The sequence below is a fragment of the Streptomyces sp. NPDC046870 genome, from assembly GCF_040704595.1.
Taxonomy (GTDB): domain Bacteria; phylum Actinomycetota; class Actinomycetes; order Streptomycetales; family Streptomycetaceae; genus Streptomyces; species Streptomyces argyrophylli.
Map to the genome: position 1 here is coordinate 135976 of NZ_JBEYXM010000003.1, position 17834 is coordinate 153809.

The window sequence follows — 17834 nt, forward strand, 5'->3', positions numbered from 1 at the left end:
CCCTTCGAACTCCCGGGTGCGTGTCCTGCTGCCATGGATCGTAGAGGCGGGCGAAGTCCAGTGTCCCGCACCCGGCTGCGGACCCGGTCCGCCTCCCGGCAGATGGCCGGGACCGGTACGAGGTTGATACGAGAAGCGCGCCTCCCTGATACGTGCGGCGTTCGGTGGGTGCGTCGTTGGGGCGCGCGCCGCGCGCGGCGGGGGTCTGACCGGGGGCGGGCCCGGCGGGAAGCGATGTGAATCCACCCCGTACGACGTGCTAATGTTCTGGGTGTCGGAAGGGGCCGGGCCGAAAGGGCCGGAGCCGGAAGACACACCCAATGCGCGGGTGGCGGAATAGGCAGACGCGCTGGATTCAGGTTCCAGTGCCCGCAAGGGCGTGGGGGTTCAACTCCCCCCTCGCGCACAGAAGGCCAAGGGCCCATCGTGAAAACGGTGGGCCCTCGGTCGTTTGCGGCGCCGTTCACGGGCGCCGTGCGACCGGGGTGTGAGGAAGCTCTCAGGGCGTCAACGGCCGCACCGGGCGAGGGCGGTCGGGTGGTGCGGCCTCCGGCGAGGCGTCCCGCTCCTCGTCCCCGGACGACGCGCACGGGGCGCCGCCACCGCTCGGCAACGGCGTCCCCGCGCCGGGGACGGGCCCGCGCACGGCCCCGCCCGCTCAGGCCGGCTCCCCCTCCCGGACCCGGTCCGCGTCGCAGTACTCCTGGTGCCAGTACGGGTACGGCAGCGGTGGCGCGCTGACCTCGTCCAGGGCCGCGCGCTCCTCGGGCGTGAGGGACCAGCGCGTCGCGGCGAGGTTGTCGGTGAGCTGGGCCTCGTTGCGGGCGCCGATGACGACCGAGGTGACGCCGCGCCGTTCGAGCACCCACCGCAGCGCGACCTGGGCCGCGGACACCCCCCGTCCGGCGGCGATCTTGCGCAGGACGTCGATGGTGTCGAAGGTGCGCTCCGGGTCGACCGGTTCGAACCAGCCCACGGCCCGCCGGGTGCCGGGCGGGGGTGTGGCGCCCCGCTCCTGACGGCCGCTGAGCAGACCGCCCGCCAGCGGGCTCCACACCATGACGCCCACGTCCTCCGCCTCGGCCATGGGAAGCAGTTCCCACTCGACCTCACGGGCGGCCAGGCTGTACTGGATCTGGTGGGACGCGAACCGCTCCAGGCCCCGCTGCTCGCTGGTGGCCAGCGCCCGGGTGAGCTGCCAGCTGGTCAGGTTGGACGCGCCGACGTAGCGGACCTTGCCGGCCCGCACGAGGTCGTCCAGGGCCCGCAGCGTCTCCTCCCACGGGGTGCGGCCGTCCCAGCCGTGCGTCTGGTAGAGGTCGATGTGGTCGACGCCCAGGCGGCGCAGGCTGGCCTCGACGGACCGCACGATGTGGTGCCGGGACAGCCCGCGGTCGTTGGGTCCGCCGCTGCCGTCCGGCATCTGCCAGCGCACCTTCGTCGCGATGATCGCGTCGTCGCGCCGGCCGGACAGTGCCGCCCCGAGCACCTCCTCCGACTGTCCGGCGGAGTACATGTCGGCGGTGTCGAAGAAGTTGACGCCCTCGTCCAGACACCGGTGGACCAGGCGGCGTGCCTCGATGGTGGTGAGCTGGCCCATGTGCTGGAAGCCGTGCCGGCCGCCGAAGGTCATGGTGCCCAGGCAGATCTCGGACACCTGCAGGCCGGTGCGGCCCAGGTAGCGCATGCGCATGCGGTTCGTGGTCCTCTCGTGGTCGTGGTGCGCGCCGTCAGTGCGCGTCGGCCGGAACCGTCTCGGCGGCGCCGCCGGTGACCGGGGCGGCCGTGCTGCGCGCCGGGCGCAGGAAGGCGACGGCGATGACGGCGGCGACGGCCAGGGCTGCCGCGGCGGTCAGCAGGCCGCCCTGCACGCCGTGGAGCACCGCGGCGGGACCGCTGCCGCCGGCGGACTCGATGCCGGACGCGGCGACCGTGGCCAGGATCGGGGTGCCCACCGTCACACCGAGCTGCTGACCGGTGTAGGCGAGGCCGGTCGCGAGGCCCTGCTCGTGGTCCGGCAGCCCGGACGTCGCGGTGATCATGTAGCCGACGACGGCGAGCAGGTGGCCGAAGCCGCCGGCCGCGGTGGCCACGAGCAGCAGCGGCATGCCGCCGTCGGTGTCGAGGAGGTAGAGCACCGCCGTGCTGGCCGCCTGGAGGACCAGGCCGTACACGAGGGCGCGGTGGACGCCGATCCGGCCGATGATCCGCGCCGCGAAGGCGCCGCCGAGGACGGCCGCGACACCCAGCGCGGCGAAGGAGAAGCCGGCGTCGAGCGGGGTCATCCCGCGCACCTTCTGCATGTACAGGGTGAGCAGGAAGACCATGCCGGTCATCATCGCGAAGGTGATCAGGCCGGTGGTGTTGCCCCAGCTGACGGTGCGGCGGCGCAGTACGCCGAGGTCGACGAGCGGGGCGGCGACGCGGGACTCGACGGCGAAGAACGCGGCCAGCAGCACCGCGCCGGCCAGGAAGGAGATCAGGGTGGTGGCGGCCCCCCAGCCGTTGCGCTCGGCGGAGGTGACGCCGTAGATGACCGACAGCAGGCCGCCGGTGACCGTCAGGGCGCCGAGGACGTCCAGGCGGGGCGTCTCCTCGTTGCGGCTCTCCTTGATCAGGATCGGGGCGGCGATGACGGCGGCGACGCCGACCGGCACGCTGATGAAGAGCGTCACGCGCCAGCTGGTCAGCTCGGTGATGACGCCGCCGAGGACGACGCCGGACAGGAAGCCGAGGGAGAGCAGGGCGCCGTTGATGCCGAGTGCGCGGTCGCGCTGGGCGCCCTCGGCGAAGTTGGTGGTCAGCAGGGACATGGCCGCCGGGGTCAGCATGGCCGCGGCGACGCCCTGGACGGCCCGGGCGGCGAGCAGGAAGCCGGGGGTGGTGGCCAGGCCGCCGGCCAGGGAGGCGACGGTGAACAGGGCCATGCCGACGATGAACCAGTTGCGGCGGCCGTAGAGGTCGGCGGCGCGGCCGAAGAGCAGCAGCAGGCCGCCGGAGGGCAGGGCGAACGCGGTGACGACCCACTGGAGGTCGCTCAGGGCGAAGCCGAGGTCCTTGCCGAGGACCGGGAGGGCGACGCTGAGGATGGAGAAGTCCAGCGCGAGCATGAACTGGGCGCCGCACAGCAGGGCGATGATGAGCCACTGGCGCGTCGTGAAACGCGCCTTGGCGGGCGGATTGACGGTGTCGGAAGTCATGAGGCGAGGTTCTCCGTCGTCAACACACGCCGGGTAGCCCGTACTTATCCTGGGTTTATGACCACCAGCCTGAAACCGGTAGGGGACGCGCGCCGACGGGAGGAGCTCAGGCTCTTCCTGCGCACGCGCCGGGAGCGTCTCGCCCCGCAGGACGTGGGTCTGCCCCCGGGGGCGCGACGGCGCACCCCGGGCCTGCGCCGGGAGGAGGTGGCGATGCTGGCCGGCATCGGGGCGTCCTGGTACACGTGGCTGGAGCAGGGCCGGGACATCAAGGTGTCGGAACAGGTGCTGGACGCCATCAGCCGGACGCTGCGGCTGGACGCGGCGGAACGCGACCACCTCTACCGGCTGGTCGGGCTGAACCCGCCGCGGCACACCGCGGGCGACCCCGGCGACATCTCCCGGCTCACCTCGCTGCTGGAGGGCTGGATGCCGTCCCCGGCCTACGCCATCGACCGCTGCTGGAACATCGCGGGCACCAACCGGGCCGCCGAACTGGTCTTCGGGTTCCGGGAAGGCGACACCAACTGCCTGGTGGCCTTCTTCACCAACCCGGCGTTCCGGGCACGGCACCGGTACTGGGCGGACATCGCGCCGGGACTGGTCTCCGAGTTCCGCAGGGACGCCGCCCGCTATCCCGACGACCCCGAGTTCACCCGGATCTCCGAGCATCTGGCCGGGTGCAGCCCGGAGTTCGCCGAGCTGTGGTCGCGCTACGAGATCAGGTCGACGAACCAGGGAGTGAAGGCGATCGACCATCCGCGGGCGGGGTGCCTGATCTTCGACCACTCGGTCCTGGAGGTCCCGGACCGCCCCGGGGTCCGGCTGATGCTGCACACGGCGCAGGCCGGGACGGACACCGCCGAGAGGGTGCGGGAGCTGCTGGACCGCGACGCGCGCAAGGGGCGGATCTCGCTGGTCGAGGCGGGGTGACGAGGCGGGCCGGAGGGGCCGGCGGGCGGGCCGTCGGCGGCCCGGTCGAGGTCCGCTGAAGAACCACCCAAGGCCCGGCGGAAGACAGCCCTCATCGTCATCACAGACGTACTTCGAGTGCCAATGCTCTGCTACACAGGTGCAGGCGGGGGCGCGGTGGCGCGGCCCGCCTGCCGTCTTCCAGCGAGCGGAGGAGCACGTCCGTGATCCACAGAAGCAAGGTCGCAACAGCCGGTGCCGTCGTGGTGGTGGCCCTGGGCATCGGTTTCGCCACCCGGTCCGCGGCCGTGGCGGAGGAGCCGCCCGTCAGCTCGGTGACCCTGAGCCAGGGACTCACCTCGGCCCCGTTCAAGATCAAGGCGGACGGCAACCGCAAGGTCCTGTACCGCAAGGCCGTCGTACAGCCGGGCGCCTCCACGGGCTGGCACTACCACGTGGGCGAGGAGATCGCCGTCATCAACTCCGGCACCTTCACGCGGATCGACGGCTCGGACTGCTCCGAGAAGGAGTACGGCCCGGGGGACTCGCTCGTGGAGCCGGTGGGCCCGCACACCGTGCACATGGGCATCAACCGCGGCACCACACCGGTCGAGCTGTACGTCGTCGACGTCCTCCCCACGGACGCCACGGCACCCTCCGTGCCCGTCGCCGACCCGGGCTGCGGCACGGCGTCCCCGGCCGGCGGCCGGAGCCGGTGATGCGGCTGCCCCGCCCGCTGGGCATCTCCGGTCCCGAGGTGTGGCTTCCCGAGCGGCGGCAGAGCGCGCGGGAAGCCGTCGCACTGGGCCTGCTCGACGCGGAGACCGCCGACGAACTGGGGTACGAACGGCTGCCGGTGGCCGATCTGGCCCCGCCGGAGATGGCCTGCGAGGCGGGCCGGCGCGCGCTGGCCGCGGCGGGCGTGCCGGCCGGGGACGTCGGTGCCGTCCTGCACGCGTGGATCCACTACCAGGGCCACGACCTGTGGTCCCCGGCCCACTTCATCGCCGACCGGCTGGGCGCCGGGGCCGCCGTGCCCGTCGGCGTGCAGCAGGTGTGCAACGGCGGCGCGGCGGCGGTGGAACTGGCCGCCGCGCGGCTGTTCGTCGAGCCGGGGCTGGGCAGCGCGCTCGTCACCACGGCCGACGCGTTCCTCGAACCGGGCTTCGACCGGTGGAGCGGGGACTACGGCATCGGATACGGCGACGGGGCCACCGCGCTGGTGCTGCACCACCTGGCGGACACCGAGGGCGGACGGCCCGCCGACCTCGTGCTGCACTCGATCTCCACGGTGGCCGCGCCGCGGCTGGAGCGGATGCACCGGGGTGACGATCCGTTCAGCCCCGCCGCCCGCACGCTCGGGCCCCGGGTGGACATCCGCCGCACCAAGAAGGCGTTCCTGGCGGCGGAGGGCCTGGAGGCGTTCACGGAGGCCAGCGCCCGCGCCCTGCGGTCGGCCGTGGAGTCCTGCCTGGAGGCGGCGGGCCTGGCGGCGACCGGTGATCAGCCACTGCGCTACGTGGTCGCGCCCCGGCTCGGCCGCAAGACCGTGGACCTGGCCTACGCACCGCTGCTGACGAAGCTGACCGGTGCGGAACTGCTGCGCCCCGGCACCGACACCGGCCACCTCGGCGCCGGAGACGCGGCCGCCAGCCTGGCGGAACTGCACGCGCGCCGGCTGCTGGAGCCCGGCGAGTACGCCCTGGTGGTCAGCGCCGGCGCCGGCTTCACCTGGTCGTGCCTGCTGGTGAGCGCGGCCTGACAACGGCGTGACGCGTGTGCTTCGGTCGGGTGGCTGTGGTGCTGTGATGGGTGGCCGGGGTGAGGGAGTACCTGCGGGGGTGCGAGTTCTTGGCTCCGGGGGCGAGCGACTCCGTTCGGCTGGCGGCCGCCCGGCCGGTGCGGCGCCTCGTCCGGCTGTGGACTGCCGGTATGGCGGATGCCATGGCGTCCCGCCGGGCTGTGCGGGTTCGGTGGCCGGCCGGGGTGGGTGTGACGCCGTGGTGGGCGGCCGGGGCTAGGGAGTACCTGCGGGGGTGCGAGGTCTTGGCTCCGGGCGCGCGACTCCGCCCGGCTGGCCGCCCGGCCGGTGGGGCATCCCGTCCGGTTGAGGACTGCCGGTATGGCGGATGCCATGGCGTCCCGCCGGGCTGTGCGGGTTCGGTGGTCGGTCGGGTGGCCGTGGTGGGCGGCCGGGGCGAGGGAGCGTCGCGGGCGCGGAGTTGCCGGCTCCGGGGCGTGTGACTCCGTTCGGCTGGCGGCCGTCCGGTCGGTGGGGCGTCTGAGGGAGCGTCGCGGGTGCGGGGCGTGGGAACGGCGAGGGCCGCGGGGTGGTTCGCCCCGCGGCCCTCGGCCTGGTGTGTCCGTCAGCCGGTGGGCTGCATGACCGCTGCCGGCGCCGGGTGCAGCCGCAGGTGACCCGACGGGCGGACCACCGACCTCGTGGGGCCCTGGCAGGGCGCCGCGGCCTGGCTCAGGTCCAGGGACGGCTCGCCCCGCAGGATGTCCTGCTCCATCTGGACCAGGAACGGCGAGGGCTCCAGGCCCAGCTCCTCCACCAGCCGGGTGCGCAGCCGTCGCATGACCGCCAGCGCCTCCGCCCTGCGCCCGCACCGGTACAGGGCGAGCATCAGATGACGGTGGAAGTTCTCGTGCAGCGGGTGCCGGGCCGTGAGTTCCGAGAGCTCCGGCACCAGCGTGCGGTGGGCGCCTCGCTGGAGGTCCGCGTAGACCCGGTGCTCCGCGGCGCACAGCATGGACTCCTCCAGGCAGACGATGCGCGCGCTCAGTAACTCACCGGCCTCGACGTTGACGAGGGCCGGCCCGCGCCACAGGGACAGCGCCCGGCGGAGCACGTCCGCGCCGCGGGCGAATTCGCCGCGTTCGACCGCGGCATTTCCCTCCTCGGCCAGCATTTCGTACTCGGTGATATCGAGCGCCACTCGCGACGAGGACAGCACGTAACTGCTGCCCTCGGTGACCAGGATTTCCTCGGCGACTTCCGCGACGCTGATCCGCAGCGCTTCCGCGAGTGTGCGCCGGACATGTCCCACGTATGTCTGAATCGTGGCAGTTGCGGTGCGGGGCGGATTATTTCCCCACAGCTCCTGTACGAGCGCGCTGACGGATATCGCCCGGTCGGCGTTGACCGCCAGCATCGCGAGAATCCGCCGTGGTTTCGGAGCCAGGACGACCGGCTCCGACTCTTCGTCGAAGACGACCATCGGGCCCAGGACATGAATCTGCACCATTCCCCCTTGTTGGCACACGTCATCCCGTCGGTTACCGGTATGACGGATTCATTCACCACTCGGGGACACGCCGGCCGTGCCGGTGACCCTGAGTGACGAATCGAGTATATCAGGACCCGGCTGAAAACCATCCCACCTATTTGAGTGTGAAACCAGAGTTAATCAGTCGGCAACCTGCGGTGTTGCGCAGATCACACCATTCGGAGGCAACGGAAAGGCGGCGGTGGTTGCGCTGTACAAGCGCAACCACCGCCGCCTTTCCCATGCCTCCGGGATGCGGTGCCGAGAATTCAGTCCAGTGAATTCAGTACGGCAATTGCCCGCTCCAGGTATTCCTCGAAGCGGGCCCGTTCCTCCGGCGTGAACTCCGCACTGAGCGAACCCTCGACCCGCAGGGCCGCCTTGTCCGCCTTCTTCGCCACGGCGCGGCCTGCCCGGGTCGCCCGGTTGACCACCACCTTCTGGTGCAGCTCGGACGGCTCGCGGACGACCAGTCCGGCCTTCTCCAGGTTGGTCAGCACCGTGGCCATCGTCTGCGGGGTGACCATGCACTCCCGCGCCAGCTGTGCCGCGGACATGCCGTCGGAGACCGACAGCAGCAGCAGGACCGAATACTGCGGCACCGTCAGGTCGTGTTCCCGCAGCACGTGCGACTTGCGTGCGATGAGGGCCTGCTCAGCCCTCTTGATCGTGTGCCCGAGCCGGCCTGCGGCGACCGTCTCCGTCGTGTTCGCCATGTCAACAGTCTCGCATACGACAGAGGACGAAGGAGTGACCGCAGGCTGACCACGGGCGGGCCGCCGGGCCGGGGAGGAGGCCCTCACCGGGCCCTCCGCCGCCGGGCCGGCGGGATCGCGCAGGTGAGTCTGGCCGTGCAGGTGCGCCGGTCCTGCTCGTCGGAGATGACGATCTCGTACGTGGCGGTGTGCGTGCCGACGTGCAGCGGACGGCAGACGCCGGTCACCTTCCCCGTGCGGGCGCCGGCGTGGTGGGTGCAGGACAGCTCCTGGCCCACGATGATCCGGTCGGCGCCCGCGTGCACCCAGGCCGCGAGCGACCCGAGCGTTTCGGCGAGGACGGCGTTGGCGCCGCCGTGCAGGAGCCCGATGGGCTGGCGGTTGCCGTCCACCGGCATGGTGCCGACCACCAGGTCCGGCTCGCAGACGGTGACCTCGATACCGAGCCGCTCCACCAACTGCTGTTCGGCGTAGGAGGGCAGGACCTCGACGGGTCCGAGGGCGGTCTGGGTCATGTGACGGCCCCTCTCAGTGGGTGGAAGCGGGCTCGGGTGCCGGGGAGGCCGCCTCGGCGGTGTCGCCGGCCGCCTCCTGCGCCTGCCGCCTGCCCGAGAGCAGGCCGCCGACCACGACCGCGCTGACCGCGCACGCCGCCGCGACGAACCACATCGTGGTGTGCAGGCCGCTGGCGTACGCGTCGGACATCGCGGTCGCGACCCTGTCCCGCACGGCCCCGGCCGGCAGGGTGCCGACGGCCTCGGTCAGACCGCCCTGGAGCGCCCGGGACGTCAGCTCGCCGGCACCGCCCGGGTAGGCGGAGACCTTGTCGCCGTCGAGGGCGGCCTTGGTCAGCGCGGTGACGAGGGTGCCCAGACCGGCCATGGAGACCGCGTCGGAGGCGAGCCTGACGGTGTTGAACATGCCCGCCGCCATGCCCATGCGCTCCGGCTCGACGGCCGAGACCGCGGCGCCGTCGAGGATGCCGAGCGAGATGCCGTAGCCGATGCCGAGCAGCAGCAGCGGTCCGGCCAGGGCCAGGGCGGAGGCACCCGGGTCGACCAGCGTCAGCCAGGCGGCACCCGCCGCGGAGCAGGCCAGGAGCACGACGAACAGGGTCCGCTGGGAGAACTTCTGCGCCACCAGACCGGTGAGCGCGGGCATCACGAGCGACGGCCCGGTGAGCAGCAGCAGGACCATGCCGATGCGCAGCGCCGACATCCCGCTCGTGGAGGTGAGGTACGGCGGGAGCACGATGACGAGGGCGACGAAGCTGAAGGCCAGCACCAGCGGCACCAGGCAGACGGCGAGGAACTGCGGCCGGGCGAACAGGCCGAGGTCGAACATCGGGTTCTCCGTGCGGCGCTCGACCGTCACGAACGCCGTGATCAGCACCAGGCAGCCGATGGCGGCGGCGAGCACCATCGGGTCGCTCCAGCCCCGCCCGGGGCCCTCGACGAGCGCGAGCACGAACAGGGCGACGCCGGCGCCGAAGAGCAGGCTGCCGGCCCAGTCGAAGCGCGGGCCCTTGTTGGGGGCGGAGCGGGGCAGCAGCGGGGTGCTCAGCAGGACCAGTGCGGAGACGGCGGCCAGGACGAGGAAGACCGAGCGCCAGCCCCACAGGTTGACCAGGGCGCCGCCGAAGGCCGGACCGAAGGCGAGGCCCGCTCCGAGGAACGTGCCGAAGAGGCCGAAGGCCTTGGCGCGTGCCGTGCCGTCGAAGGCCTGGGCGAGGATCGCGGTGATGGAGGCGAGCGCGGCGCCGCTGCCGAAACCGGCGATCGCACGGGCCAGGTCGAGCAGCAGGATGCTGTTCGCCAGGCCGGACACGGTCATCCAGAAGGCGAAGAACGCCATGCCCCAGGTGAACATGCGGCGATGGCCGACGCGGTCGGCCAGCGAGCCCATCGCCGCGAGGCTGCTGGACGCGGTCAGCATGTAACCGTCGACCACCCACTGGGCGGCGGCAAGGGAACTGTGCAGGTCGGCGCCGATGTCGGGGACGGCCACGGACGGGCCGGTCACCACCAGGGTCATGAGCGGACCGACCACGCACGCCGCCGCGAGGGTGGCCCGCGGGTTGCCGGTGGACACGGTGAATCACCTCTGTCTGTTGTCTGTTGTCGGGTAGTCGTCAGCTATGTAGCAGAACTCTGGCACAGAGTAGGGTACTCAGGAGACCCGCTGTCAACGATGTATGCCAGAGTTCTGTATAAAGACGTTGGCCTGCCACTCGACGGCGGGTGACGGTGACCGACGCTGCACAGCGACGCGGGGAAAGGTGGTGCGTACGGCGATGCGCAGGATCCGACTGGGCGACACGGGACGGCCGTTCGCGGCCGTGGGACTCGGCTGCATGGGGATGTCCTGGGGGTACGACGAGGAGGGGCGGGACGAGAACGAGTCCATCGCGGTCATCCGCCGCGCCGTCGAACTCGGCGTCGATCTCATCGACACGGCCGACCAGTACGGCCCCTTCACCAACGAGGTTCTGGTGGGCAAGGCCCTGCGGGGCCACCGCGACGAGGTGGTGCTCGCCACCAAGGGCGGACTGGTGGTCGACGACCCGGCCACCTACCGCAGCCACCGGGACGGCCGGCCGGAGTACCTGCGCGGCGCGTTCGAGGCGAGCCTGCGGCGGCTGGGCGTGGACCACGTGGACCTGTACCAGCTGCACCGCATCGACCCGCGGGTGCCGGTGGAGGAGAGCTGGGGCGCGCTGGCGGAGCTGGTGAAGGAGGGCAAGGTCGGCGCGCTCGGGCTGTCCGAGGCGTCACCGGAGGAGATCGCCCGCGCCCACGCGGTGCACCCGGTCGCCTCGGTGCAGAGCGAACTGTCCCTGTGGAGCCGCGAGGCGCTGACGAACGGGGTGGTCGACCACTGCGCGCGTGAGGGCATCGCCTTCATCGCGTTCGCGCCCCTGGGCCGGGGCTTCCTGTCCGGTCTGATCGCCGGCCCCGACGACCTGCCGAAGGCGGACGGACGGCACCGCCTGCCGCGGTTCCAGCCCGAGGCCATCGCCGCCAACCAGGCCATCGTGGACCGGGTGCGGGCCGTCGCCGACCGGCTGGGCGCGACCGTGGCGCAGGTGGCCATCGCGTGGGTGCTGGCCCAGGGGGAGCACGTCGGGGTCATCCCGGGCACGAAGACCCGCCGCTACCTGGAGGACAACGTCGCGGCCGGCTCCCTGGCCCTGCCGCCGGACGCCCTGGCGGAGCTGGCCGCCCTGCCGGAACCGGCCGGCCCCCGCTGAGGACCTTCGTGGGCGGCTCCCCCTCGCGGGGACGCCGCCCACCCGGGTGGCTCCGGCGAGCCGTGCTACACGTGCTGGCGGCGGGTCCCCACGGCCAGGGTGGCCGGCAGGGTGGGCCAGCCGTGCTGCGCGGCGTGTTCCGTCATGCGGGGGTTCGCGCCGACCACCGTGGGGTGGCCGACCATGCCGAGCATGGTCAGGTCGCCCGGGTCGTCGCCGTACGCGTAGCAGTCCGCCGGGTCCGCGCCGAACTTCGCCAGCGCCTCGCGGACCGCGTCCGCCTTGGCCGGGCCGAACATCGCGTGCCTGATCGCGCCGGTCATCCGGCCGTCCGCGTCCAGGTCGGGCTCGGTGCACAGGACCAGGTCGATGCCCAGGTCGTCGGTGATGGGGTGCAGCGTCGCCGGCCAGGAACCGGAGATCACCACCGTGCGGTGACCCGCCTGCTGGTGGCGGCGCAATCGGGCGACCGTCGGCTCGATGAACGGCGCGCCGTGCTCGCGCAGGTCGGCGTACCAGGCCCGGGCCTCGGCGACGATGTCGTCCCAGGGGATGCCCGCGTGCAGCTCGTAGAACTTGGACACCACCTCGACCGGTGTGACGCCCATCGACGCCAGCCGGCGCAGCGGCTCCACGGCCCGCTCGTAGGCGGCGCCCGTGATGTCCCCCTGGCGGCGCAACCGCCAGCGCAGCAGGGAGAACGGCGTCTTCATCGCGATGAGCGTCTCGTCGGCGTCGAAGAACGCCACGACGGGGCGGTCGTGGTCCGCGGCGAGGGGGTGGGGGTCGGGACGGTTCGTCATGGCTGACTCCTTGCGTGGGCCGCTCGGGCGAGCAGCCGCGTGGTCTCCTGCGGCCTCGTGGGATCCAGCCGGGCCAGGAGGTGGCCGTCGGGGCGGACCACGGCCACGGCCGGCCGCGGTCCCAGCGCCCGGGCGAGGCCCGCCGGGACCGCGCGCGTGAGGTCCAGCACGGGCGTGCCCTCGGGCAGCGCGCCGCGCACCCGGTCGCGGGCGCCCGGCCAGCCGGCCGGCGGGGTCCGCGTGCCGGGCCACAGCAGGACGGTGTGCCGGTCCCGGTCGATCACCGGCCAGCCCTCGGCCGACAGCGCCGGGGCGTCCGCGCCGTCGCCGGCCACGCCCGCGACCTTCACCGGCAGCCGCGGATGCCGGTCCTCGCCGTAGCTGACGGCCGTCTGGCCGAGCTGGGGGGCGATCCGGCGCTGGAACACGCCCGTGCGGTCCGCCGCGCGGAAGGCCGCGTCGCGCAGCGCCACCTTCGCGGGCCTGTTGACCAGGCCGGCCCTGGTCAGCCACTGGGTGGACCGGGCCACCTGGTGGGAGACGGCACGCCGCTCGCTGTCGTAGGAGTCGAGGATGCCCTCCCCGAACTCGCCGCGGAGCACCCCGGACAGCTTCCACGCCAGGTTGAACGCGTCCTGCATACCGGTGTTCATGCCCTGGCCGCCGGCCGGGCTGATGACGTGGGCGGCGTCGCCGGCCAGGAAGCACCGGCCGCTGCGGAACGCGGACGCGATCCGTACCCGCACCCGGAACGAGCCGCTCCACAGCAGTTCCTCGACCCGGCTCCGGCCGGCCGCCCGGTCGTCGACGACCTCCTGGAACAGCGCGCGCGGCGGCGGGTTGTCCTCGTCGTACGCGTCGTGCGGCACGTTCAGCGCGATGCGGTGCACCCCGCCGCCCATCGGGCCCAGCACGATGGCGCCGCTCGGGGCGTAGCAGTAGTGGGACAGGTCCTCGGACAGGCTGGTGGTCAGCCGGGCGTCGGTGATGGCGAACGAGACGTCGACGGGCGGTCCGTCGTAGGCGATGCCCAGTTCCTTGCGGACGGTGCTGTGCGCCCCGTCCGCGCCGACGAGCCAGCCCGGCCGGAGTTCCTCGACCCGGCCGCTGTCGTGCTCCAGCTTCACCGACGGCACCCCGTCCGCCTGGTCGAGGGCGGTCAGCCGCACCCCGTCCTCGACGGTGCCGCCCAGCGCGGCCACCCTGGCCCGCAGCACGGACTCGGTGTCGTTCTGCGAGAGGGTGAGCGCGAACGGGTACGGGGAGTCGGGCAGCCTGCTCATCCAGGCCGTCGCCAGCCGCCGGCCGCGCGAGTAGAAGGCCGTCCCCGCCAGCCGGTGGCCGATGTCCAGCAGGTCGCCGGTCACCCCGACACGGTCCAGCAGTTCGAGGTTGCGGGGCCAGATGACGTTGGCCCGGGAGTGCCGCGGGTCGCCGCGCCGGCCGGCGTCCACGACCCGTACGGCCACGCCCTGCTGGAGCAGCTCGCAGGCCAGGATCAGGCCGACCGGGCCCGCGCCGACGACGAGTACCGGCTCCCCGGCCCGGCGGTCCGTCACGCCGCCCACAGCAGGCCCCCGTTGACCTCGACGACCGTGCCGTTGACGTACGAGCTCTCGCCGCCGGCCAGGAAGACGGCCGCGGCGCCCACCTCCTCCGGACGGCCCAGCCGGTCCGACAGCAGCCGGCCGCGGTAGCTCTCCCAGGCGCGCTCGTTGGCGGCCAGCTCCTTGCCCATGCCCTCGTCGATGTAGCCCGGCGAGAGGCAGTTGACGCGGATGTTCTTGGGCGCCAGCTCGACCGCCGAGGTACGGGTGAACATCTCCACGGCCGCCTTGCTCGCGCTGTACGCGCCGGCCCCGGCGGCGGCCCGCCCGGCCACGCAGGAGGACACGTTGATGATGCGTCCGCCCGGTCCCGCCGGCTTGCCCGGGGTGGTCATCGGGCCGATCACCGCCCGGGTGCACAGGAACACACCGGTGAGGTTGGTGGCCAGCGTCGTGTTCCAGTCGGCCACCGACAGCCGGGCGATCTTGCCGTCCCGGCTGACGCCGGCGTTGTTGACCAGGATGTCGACGCCTCCGTACGCCTCGCAGGCGGCGGTCATCAGCTCGTCCACCGACCGCTCGTCGGTGACGTCGGCGTACTGGTACAGCAGCCGGCCCTCGTGGTCGTCCGCGAGTTCCTTGATGTCGTAGGGGTTGCGTGCGGCGGCCACCACCGAGGCGCCCTCCGCGAGGAACGCCTCGGCGATCGCCCGGCCCAGGCCCCGCGTGCCGCCGGTGATGACGGCGGTCCGTCCCTCCAGCCTCATGGCTTCTCCTTCGCTGCGTGGGTGTCGTTGTCGTGCGGTGGGGGCGGTCAGTACCAGGTGAGCAGGGCCGCGCCCGCGGTCATGCCGCCGCCCACCGAGGCCAGCAGCACCCGCTCGCCGCGCCGCAGCGGCCGGTCGCGGTGCGTGGCGTGCAGCGTGAGCGGTACGGAGGCGGCGACCGTGTTGCCCAGGTGCGGTGCCGTGTAGGCGACGCGTGCGGGATCGATGCCGGCGTCGGCCACGAAGGTCTCCAGCAGCCTGGTGTTCGCCTGGTGGAAGACGAAGCGGTCGACGTCCTCCAGGGCGAGCCCCGTGTCGTCGAGCGTCTGGGCGGTCAGCTTGGCCAGGACCGACAGCGCGTAGTCGCGCACCGCGCGGCCGTCCATGCGGAAGTAGTGCTTCCCGGCCGCGCGGGCCTCGGCGTCCAACGGGGTCCGCGTCCCGCCGGCCTCCACGCCGACGTAGTGGTGGAACTCCCCGTCCGTGACCAGGTGCACGGACTGCAGGCCGTAGCCCTCGGGCACCTCGCCGAGGACGACGGCGCCCGCGCCGTCACCGAACAGGCTCACCGTGCGCCGGTCCGTCCGGTCCATGATCGTGGAGAACATGTCGGCGCCGACGAGCAGGACGTGGTCGCCGTGCCGGCCGGCGGTGACGAGCCCCTCGGCGACCGCGAGGCCGTAGAGGAAACCACTGCAGACGGCGTTGATGTCGAAGGCGGGCAGGGTGGACAGGCCCAGCTTGTGCTGGAGGATCGCGGCCGTCGACGGCTGCGGCACGTCCGGTGTGCTCGTCGCCACGATCAGGGCGCCGAGCCGCCTGCGCGCATCGGGCCCGAGCGCCCCGAGCGCCTCGCCCGCGGCCGGCACGGCGAGGTCGGACGTGGTCGTGCCCGGCCCGGCGTAGCGCCGCTGGAGCACCCCGGTGCGTTCGGTCACCCAGGACTCGGGCATTCCCGTCCAGGAACTGATCTGCTTGTTGTCGACCACCCTGTCCGGGGTGTGGGAACCGATCGACAGGACACCGACTGGCATGGTTTCCCTTTCCTGTGCTCGCGCGTGGTGGTGGATTCCGGTGGCACGGGACGTCAGTGGCCCATGCCCAGCCCACCGCTGACCGGCAGCACGGCGCCGGTGATGTACGTGGCCTGCTCGCTGGTGAGGAACCGCACGGCCGCGGCCACCTCGTCGGGGGTCGCGGCGCGGCCGAGCGGCGTCATCGACAGGTACTGCTCCAGCCGGGCCGGGCGCACCTCGCGCAGCATGTCCGTCTCGACGAGGCCGGGGGCGACGACGTTGACGGTGATGCCGCGGCCGCCCAGTTCCCAGGCCAGGGACCGGGCCAGGCCGACCAGGCCCGCCTTCGCGGCGGTGTAGGCGGTCTGGCCCGGCGAGCCGGTGAACGCGACGGCCGAGGAGATCAGCACCATCCGGCCCCAGCGGCCCCCGATCATGGCCCGGGAGGCGTGCCGGGCGACCCGCATGACCGCCCGCAGATTGGTGTCGAGCACCGCGTCGACGGCGTCGTCGGCGAGGGCCGGCAGCAGTCCGTCCCGGGCGATCCCGGCGTTGGCGACCAGCACCTCGACCGCGCCCTGGGCGGCCGCGACCTCCTTGAAGGCGCGCTCCACCTGCTCCTCGTCGGTGACGTCGCAGCGCACCGCGAGGAACCCCGCCGGGGGTTCGCCGGTGCGGTACGTGACCGCCACCCGGTCGCCCCGCGCGGCGAGCGAACGGGCGACGGCCAGTCCGATACCGCGGTTTCCGCCGGTGACGAGCACGGAACGGCCCGTCGGCGCGGCGGTGCCGGCAGCGCCGGCGGCCGTGGCCACGGAGGCGTCCGTCATGCCGGAGTCACCACGATCACCGCGTTCTGGCCGCCGAAGCCGAAGGAGTTGTTCACCGCGGCACCGATCTCCATCGCCCGGGCGTCCTTGGCGACGACGTCGACCCCGATCCCCGGGTCGAGGCTGGTCAGGTTGGCGGTCGGCGGGACGAGCCGCTGCTCGACGGCGAGCACCGTGTAGACGGCCTCGGCCGCGCCGGCCGCGCCCAGCAGATGGCCGACCACGCCCTTGGTGGAGGTGACGGCGGGCTTCTCGCCGAACACCCGGCGGATCACTCCGGCCTCGGTGATGTCGTTGAGCGGGGTCGAGGTGCCGTGCGCGTTGACGTGGTCGACGTCGCCGGGCTCCAGCACCGCGTCGGCGAGCGCCGCCCGGATGGCCCGCTCGGCACCGCCGCCCGTCGGGTCGGGCGCGGAGGCGTGGTGCCCGTCGGCGGACGCGCCGAACCCGGAGACCCGGGCCCGGACCCGGGCACCGCGTGCCCGCGCGTCCTCGACCCGCTCCAGCACCAGCATGGCCGCGCCCTCCCCCGCGACGAACCCGTCCCGGTCGGCGTCGAACGGGCGGGAGGCGGACGCGGGGTCGTCGGTGCGCGTGGAGAGCGCCCCGGCCGTGGCGAGGCTCGCCATCGCGGTCGGGGACATCGCCGCCTCCGCGCCGCCGGCCAGGACGATGTCGCAGGCCCCGGACTCCAGCAGGGCGCGGGCGTACCCGATCGCCGTGTTGCCGGAGGCGCAGGCCGTGGAGACGACCTGGTTGGGGCCCAGTGCCTTGAGGTCCATGGCGATGTAGCCGGCGGTCATGTTGACCGGGCCCATCACCATCAGCAGCGGCGAGACGAACTTCGCCCCGTCGGCCAGGTGCTTGCCGTGCTCCCGCTCGACCGTGGACCAGCCGCCCAGCGAGGTGCCGACGACCACGCCGACCCGGGCACCGTCCCAGGACGCCGGGTCGAGACCGGCGTCCTCGACCGCCTGCCGGGCCGCCACCACGCCGAAGTGGCTGACGGGGTCCATGCGGACCGCCGTGCGCCGGCCGAGCAGCGCGCCGGCGTCGAAGTCCGGTACCCGGCAGGCGAAGTCGACGGGCAGCCCGGCGAGGTCCGGGTCGGCGGCCGCGGTCGACGCGCCCGACCAGACCCGTTCGACGTTGGCCCGCACGCCCACACCGGCCGGGGTGACCAGACCCACCCCGGTGACGGCGACGTCGAAGCGCCGCGTGCGCCCTTGCGCTCCCGTGCCCGCCATCAGGCCACCGAGACCTTGGCGTCGAGGGCGGCGAGGATGTCGCCGAGGGTGGACTCGGGGGTCAGCGCCGTCTCGTCGAGCTGGACGCCGAACTCCTTCTCCACGAGGACGCTGAGCTCGATCAGCAGCAGCGAGTCGAGTTCGAGGGCGTCGAGGGTGGCGGCGGGGGACAGCTGCTCGGGGTCGACGCCCAGCTTGTCGACGACGAGGGTGAAGAGGCGGTCCTGCTGTGCGGACATGGGTGTCTCCTTGAGTGGTGTGATCCGGTTCGGAT

The 17834-nt window shown here is 73.1% G+C and carries 17 protein-coding genes and 1 tRNA gene; 5 read left to right on the forward strand and 13 right to left on the reverse strand.

Features of this window, described 5'->3' with window-relative positions; translation table 11 throughout:
- Nucleotides 1-322 precede the first annotated feature (322 nt).
- Nucleotides 323-406: transfer RNA gene (locus tag AB0946_RS09180), tRNA-Leu, on the forward strand.
- A 252-nt stretch (nucleotides 407-658) separates the two neighbouring features.
- Here the strand turns inward: AB0946_RS09180 and AB0946_RS09185 are convergent.
- Both AB0946_RS09185 and AB0946_RS09190 read right to left on the reverse strand, forming a co-directional pair.
- Nucleotides 659-1693: an aldo/keto reductase gene (locus AB0946_RS09185; RefSeq protein WP_366759934.1), complete on the reverse strand. Its 1035-nt coding sequence runs from the start codon at nucleotides 1691-1693 to the stop codon at nucleotides 659-661.
- A gap of 37 nt (nucleotides 1694-1730) precedes the next feature.
- Nucleotides 1731-3200, reverse strand: coding sequence for an MFS transporter (locus AB0946_RS09190; RefSeq protein WP_366759935.1), 1470 nt, complete (start codon nucleotides 3198-3200; stop codon nucleotides 1731-1733).
- Between the two features lie 57 nt (nucleotides 3201-3257).
- Here AB0946_RS09190 and AB0946_RS09195 point away from each other — a divergent pair, with 57 nt between their 5' ends.
- From AB0946_RS09195 to AB0946_RS09205, 3 genes are all read left to right on the forward strand, one after another.
- Complete coding sequence (locus AB0946_RS09195; protein ID WP_171154644.1) at nucleotides 3258-4133, forward strand: helix-turn-helix transcriptional regulator; 876 nt, start codon at nucleotides 3258-3260, stop codon at nucleotides 4131-4133.
- Nucleotides 4134-4336: 203 nt separating this feature from the next.
- Nucleotides 4337-4831 carry a cupin domain-containing protein gene (locus AB0946_RS09200; RefSeq protein WP_366759936.1) on the forward strand — a complete coding sequence of 165 codons (495 nt, stop codon included), beginning with the start codon at nucleotides 4337-4339 and terminating at the stop codon, nucleotides 4829-4831.
- Complete coding sequence (locus AB0946_RS09205) at nucleotides 4831-5874, forward strand: 3-oxoacyl-[acyl-carrier-protein] synthase III C-terminal domain-containing protein (RefSeq protein ID WP_366759937.1); 1044 nt, start codon at nucleotides 4831-4833, stop codon at nucleotides 5872-5874. The genes AB0946_RS09200 and AB0946_RS09205 overlap by 1 nt, the downstream gene beginning before the upstream one ends.
- Nucleotides 5875-6478: 604 nt before the next feature.
- Here AB0946_RS09205 and AB0946_RS09210 read toward each other — a convergent pair.
- The 4 genes from AB0946_RS09210 to AB0946_RS09225 form a co-directional block, all read right to left on the reverse strand.
- Nucleotides 6479-7363 (reverse strand): AfsR/SARP family transcriptional regulator, encoded by an 885-nt coding sequence (locus AB0946_RS09210; RefSeq protein ID WP_366759938.1) that lies wholly within the window; start codon nucleotides 7361-7363, stop codon nucleotides 6479-6481.
- 290 nt (nucleotides 7364-7653) lie between these two features.
- Complete coding sequence (locus AB0946_RS09215) at nucleotides 7654-8100, reverse strand: MarR family transcriptional regulator (RefSeq protein WP_366759939.1); 447 nt, start codon at nucleotides 8098-8100, stop codon at nucleotides 7654-7656.
- Between the two features lie 83 nt (nucleotides 8101-8183).
- Nucleotides 8184-8615 carry a hotdog fold thioesterase gene (locus tag AB0946_RS09220; RefSeq protein WP_366759940.1) on the reverse strand — a complete coding sequence of 144 codons (432 nt, stop codon included), beginning with the start codon at nucleotides 8613-8615 and terminating at the stop codon, nucleotides 8184-8186.
- A 13-nt stretch (nucleotides 8616-8628) separates the two neighbouring features.
- Nucleotides 8629-10191 carry an MFS transporter gene (locus AB0946_RS09225; RefSeq protein WP_366759941.1) on the reverse strand — a complete coding sequence of 521 codons (1563 nt, stop codon included), beginning with the start codon at nucleotides 10189-10191 and terminating at the stop codon, nucleotides 8629-8631.
- A gap of 202 nt (nucleotides 10192-10393) precedes the next feature.
- Between AB0946_RS09225 and AB0946_RS09230 the strand changes: the two genes are divergently transcribed.
- Nucleotides 10394-11350, forward strand: a complete 957-nt coding sequence (locus tag AB0946_RS09230) for an aldo/keto reductase (RefSeq protein WP_366759942.1) — start codon at nucleotides 10394-10396, stop codon at nucleotides 11348-11350.
- Between the two features lie 65 nt (nucleotides 11351-11415).
- Here the strand turns inward: AB0946_RS09230 and AB0946_RS09235 are convergent, their stop codons facing one another.
- Genes AB0946_RS09235 through AB0946_RS09265 form a run of 7 tightly spaced genes read right to left on the reverse strand, consistent with a single transcriptional unit; the run spans nucleotide 11416 to nucleotide 17799 of the window.
- Nucleotides 11416-12153, reverse strand: a complete 738-nt coding sequence (locus AB0946_RS09235; RefSeq protein WP_366759943.1) for an HAD-IB family hydrolase — start codon at nucleotides 12151-12153, stop codon at nucleotides 11416-11418.
- Nucleotides 12150-13712 (reverse strand): FAD-dependent monooxygenase, encoded by a 1563-nt coding sequence (locus tag AB0946_RS09240; protein WP_366759944.1) that lies wholly within the window; start codon nucleotides 13710-13712, stop codon nucleotides 12150-12152. Before AB0946_RS09240 ends, AB0946_RS09235 begins: the two co-directional genes overlap by 4 nt.
- Nucleotides 13709-14467 carry an SDR family NAD(P)-dependent oxidoreductase gene (locus tag AB0946_RS09245; protein ID WP_366759945.1) on the reverse strand — a complete coding sequence of 253 codons (759 nt, stop codon included), beginning with the start codon at nucleotides 14465-14467 and terminating at the stop codon, nucleotides 13709-13711. The genes AB0946_RS09240 and AB0946_RS09245 overlap by 4 nt, the downstream gene beginning before the upstream one ends.
- A gap of 47 nt (nucleotides 14468-14514) precedes the next feature.
- A complete protein-coding gene (locus AB0946_RS09250) occupies nucleotides 14515-15501 on the reverse strand; it encodes a ketoacyl-ACP synthase III (RefSeq protein ID WP_366759946.1) in 987 nt (328 codons plus the stop codon).
- Nucleotides 15502-15554: 53 nt separating this feature from the next.
- A complete protein-coding gene (gene fabG, locus AB0946_RS09255; RefSeq protein WP_366759947.1) occupies nucleotides 15555-16313 on the reverse strand; it encodes a 3-oxoacyl-ACP reductase FabG in 759 nt (252 codons plus the stop codon).
- Nucleotides 16310-17560: a beta-ketoacyl-[acyl-carrier-protein] synthase family protein gene (locus AB0946_RS09260; RefSeq protein ID WP_366759948.1), complete on the reverse strand. Its 1251-nt coding sequence runs from the start codon at nucleotides 17558-17560 to the stop codon at nucleotides 16310-16312. The genes fabG and AB0946_RS09260 overlap by 4 nt, the downstream gene beginning before the upstream one ends.
- Nucleotides 17560-17799, reverse strand: a complete 240-nt coding sequence (locus AB0946_RS09265) for an acyl carrier protein (RefSeq protein ID WP_366759949.1) — start codon at nucleotides 17797-17799, stop codon at nucleotides 17560-17562. Before AB0946_RS09265 ends, AB0946_RS09260 begins: the two co-directional genes overlap by 1 nt.
- Between the last annotated feature and the right edge of the window lie 35 nt (nucleotides 17800-17834).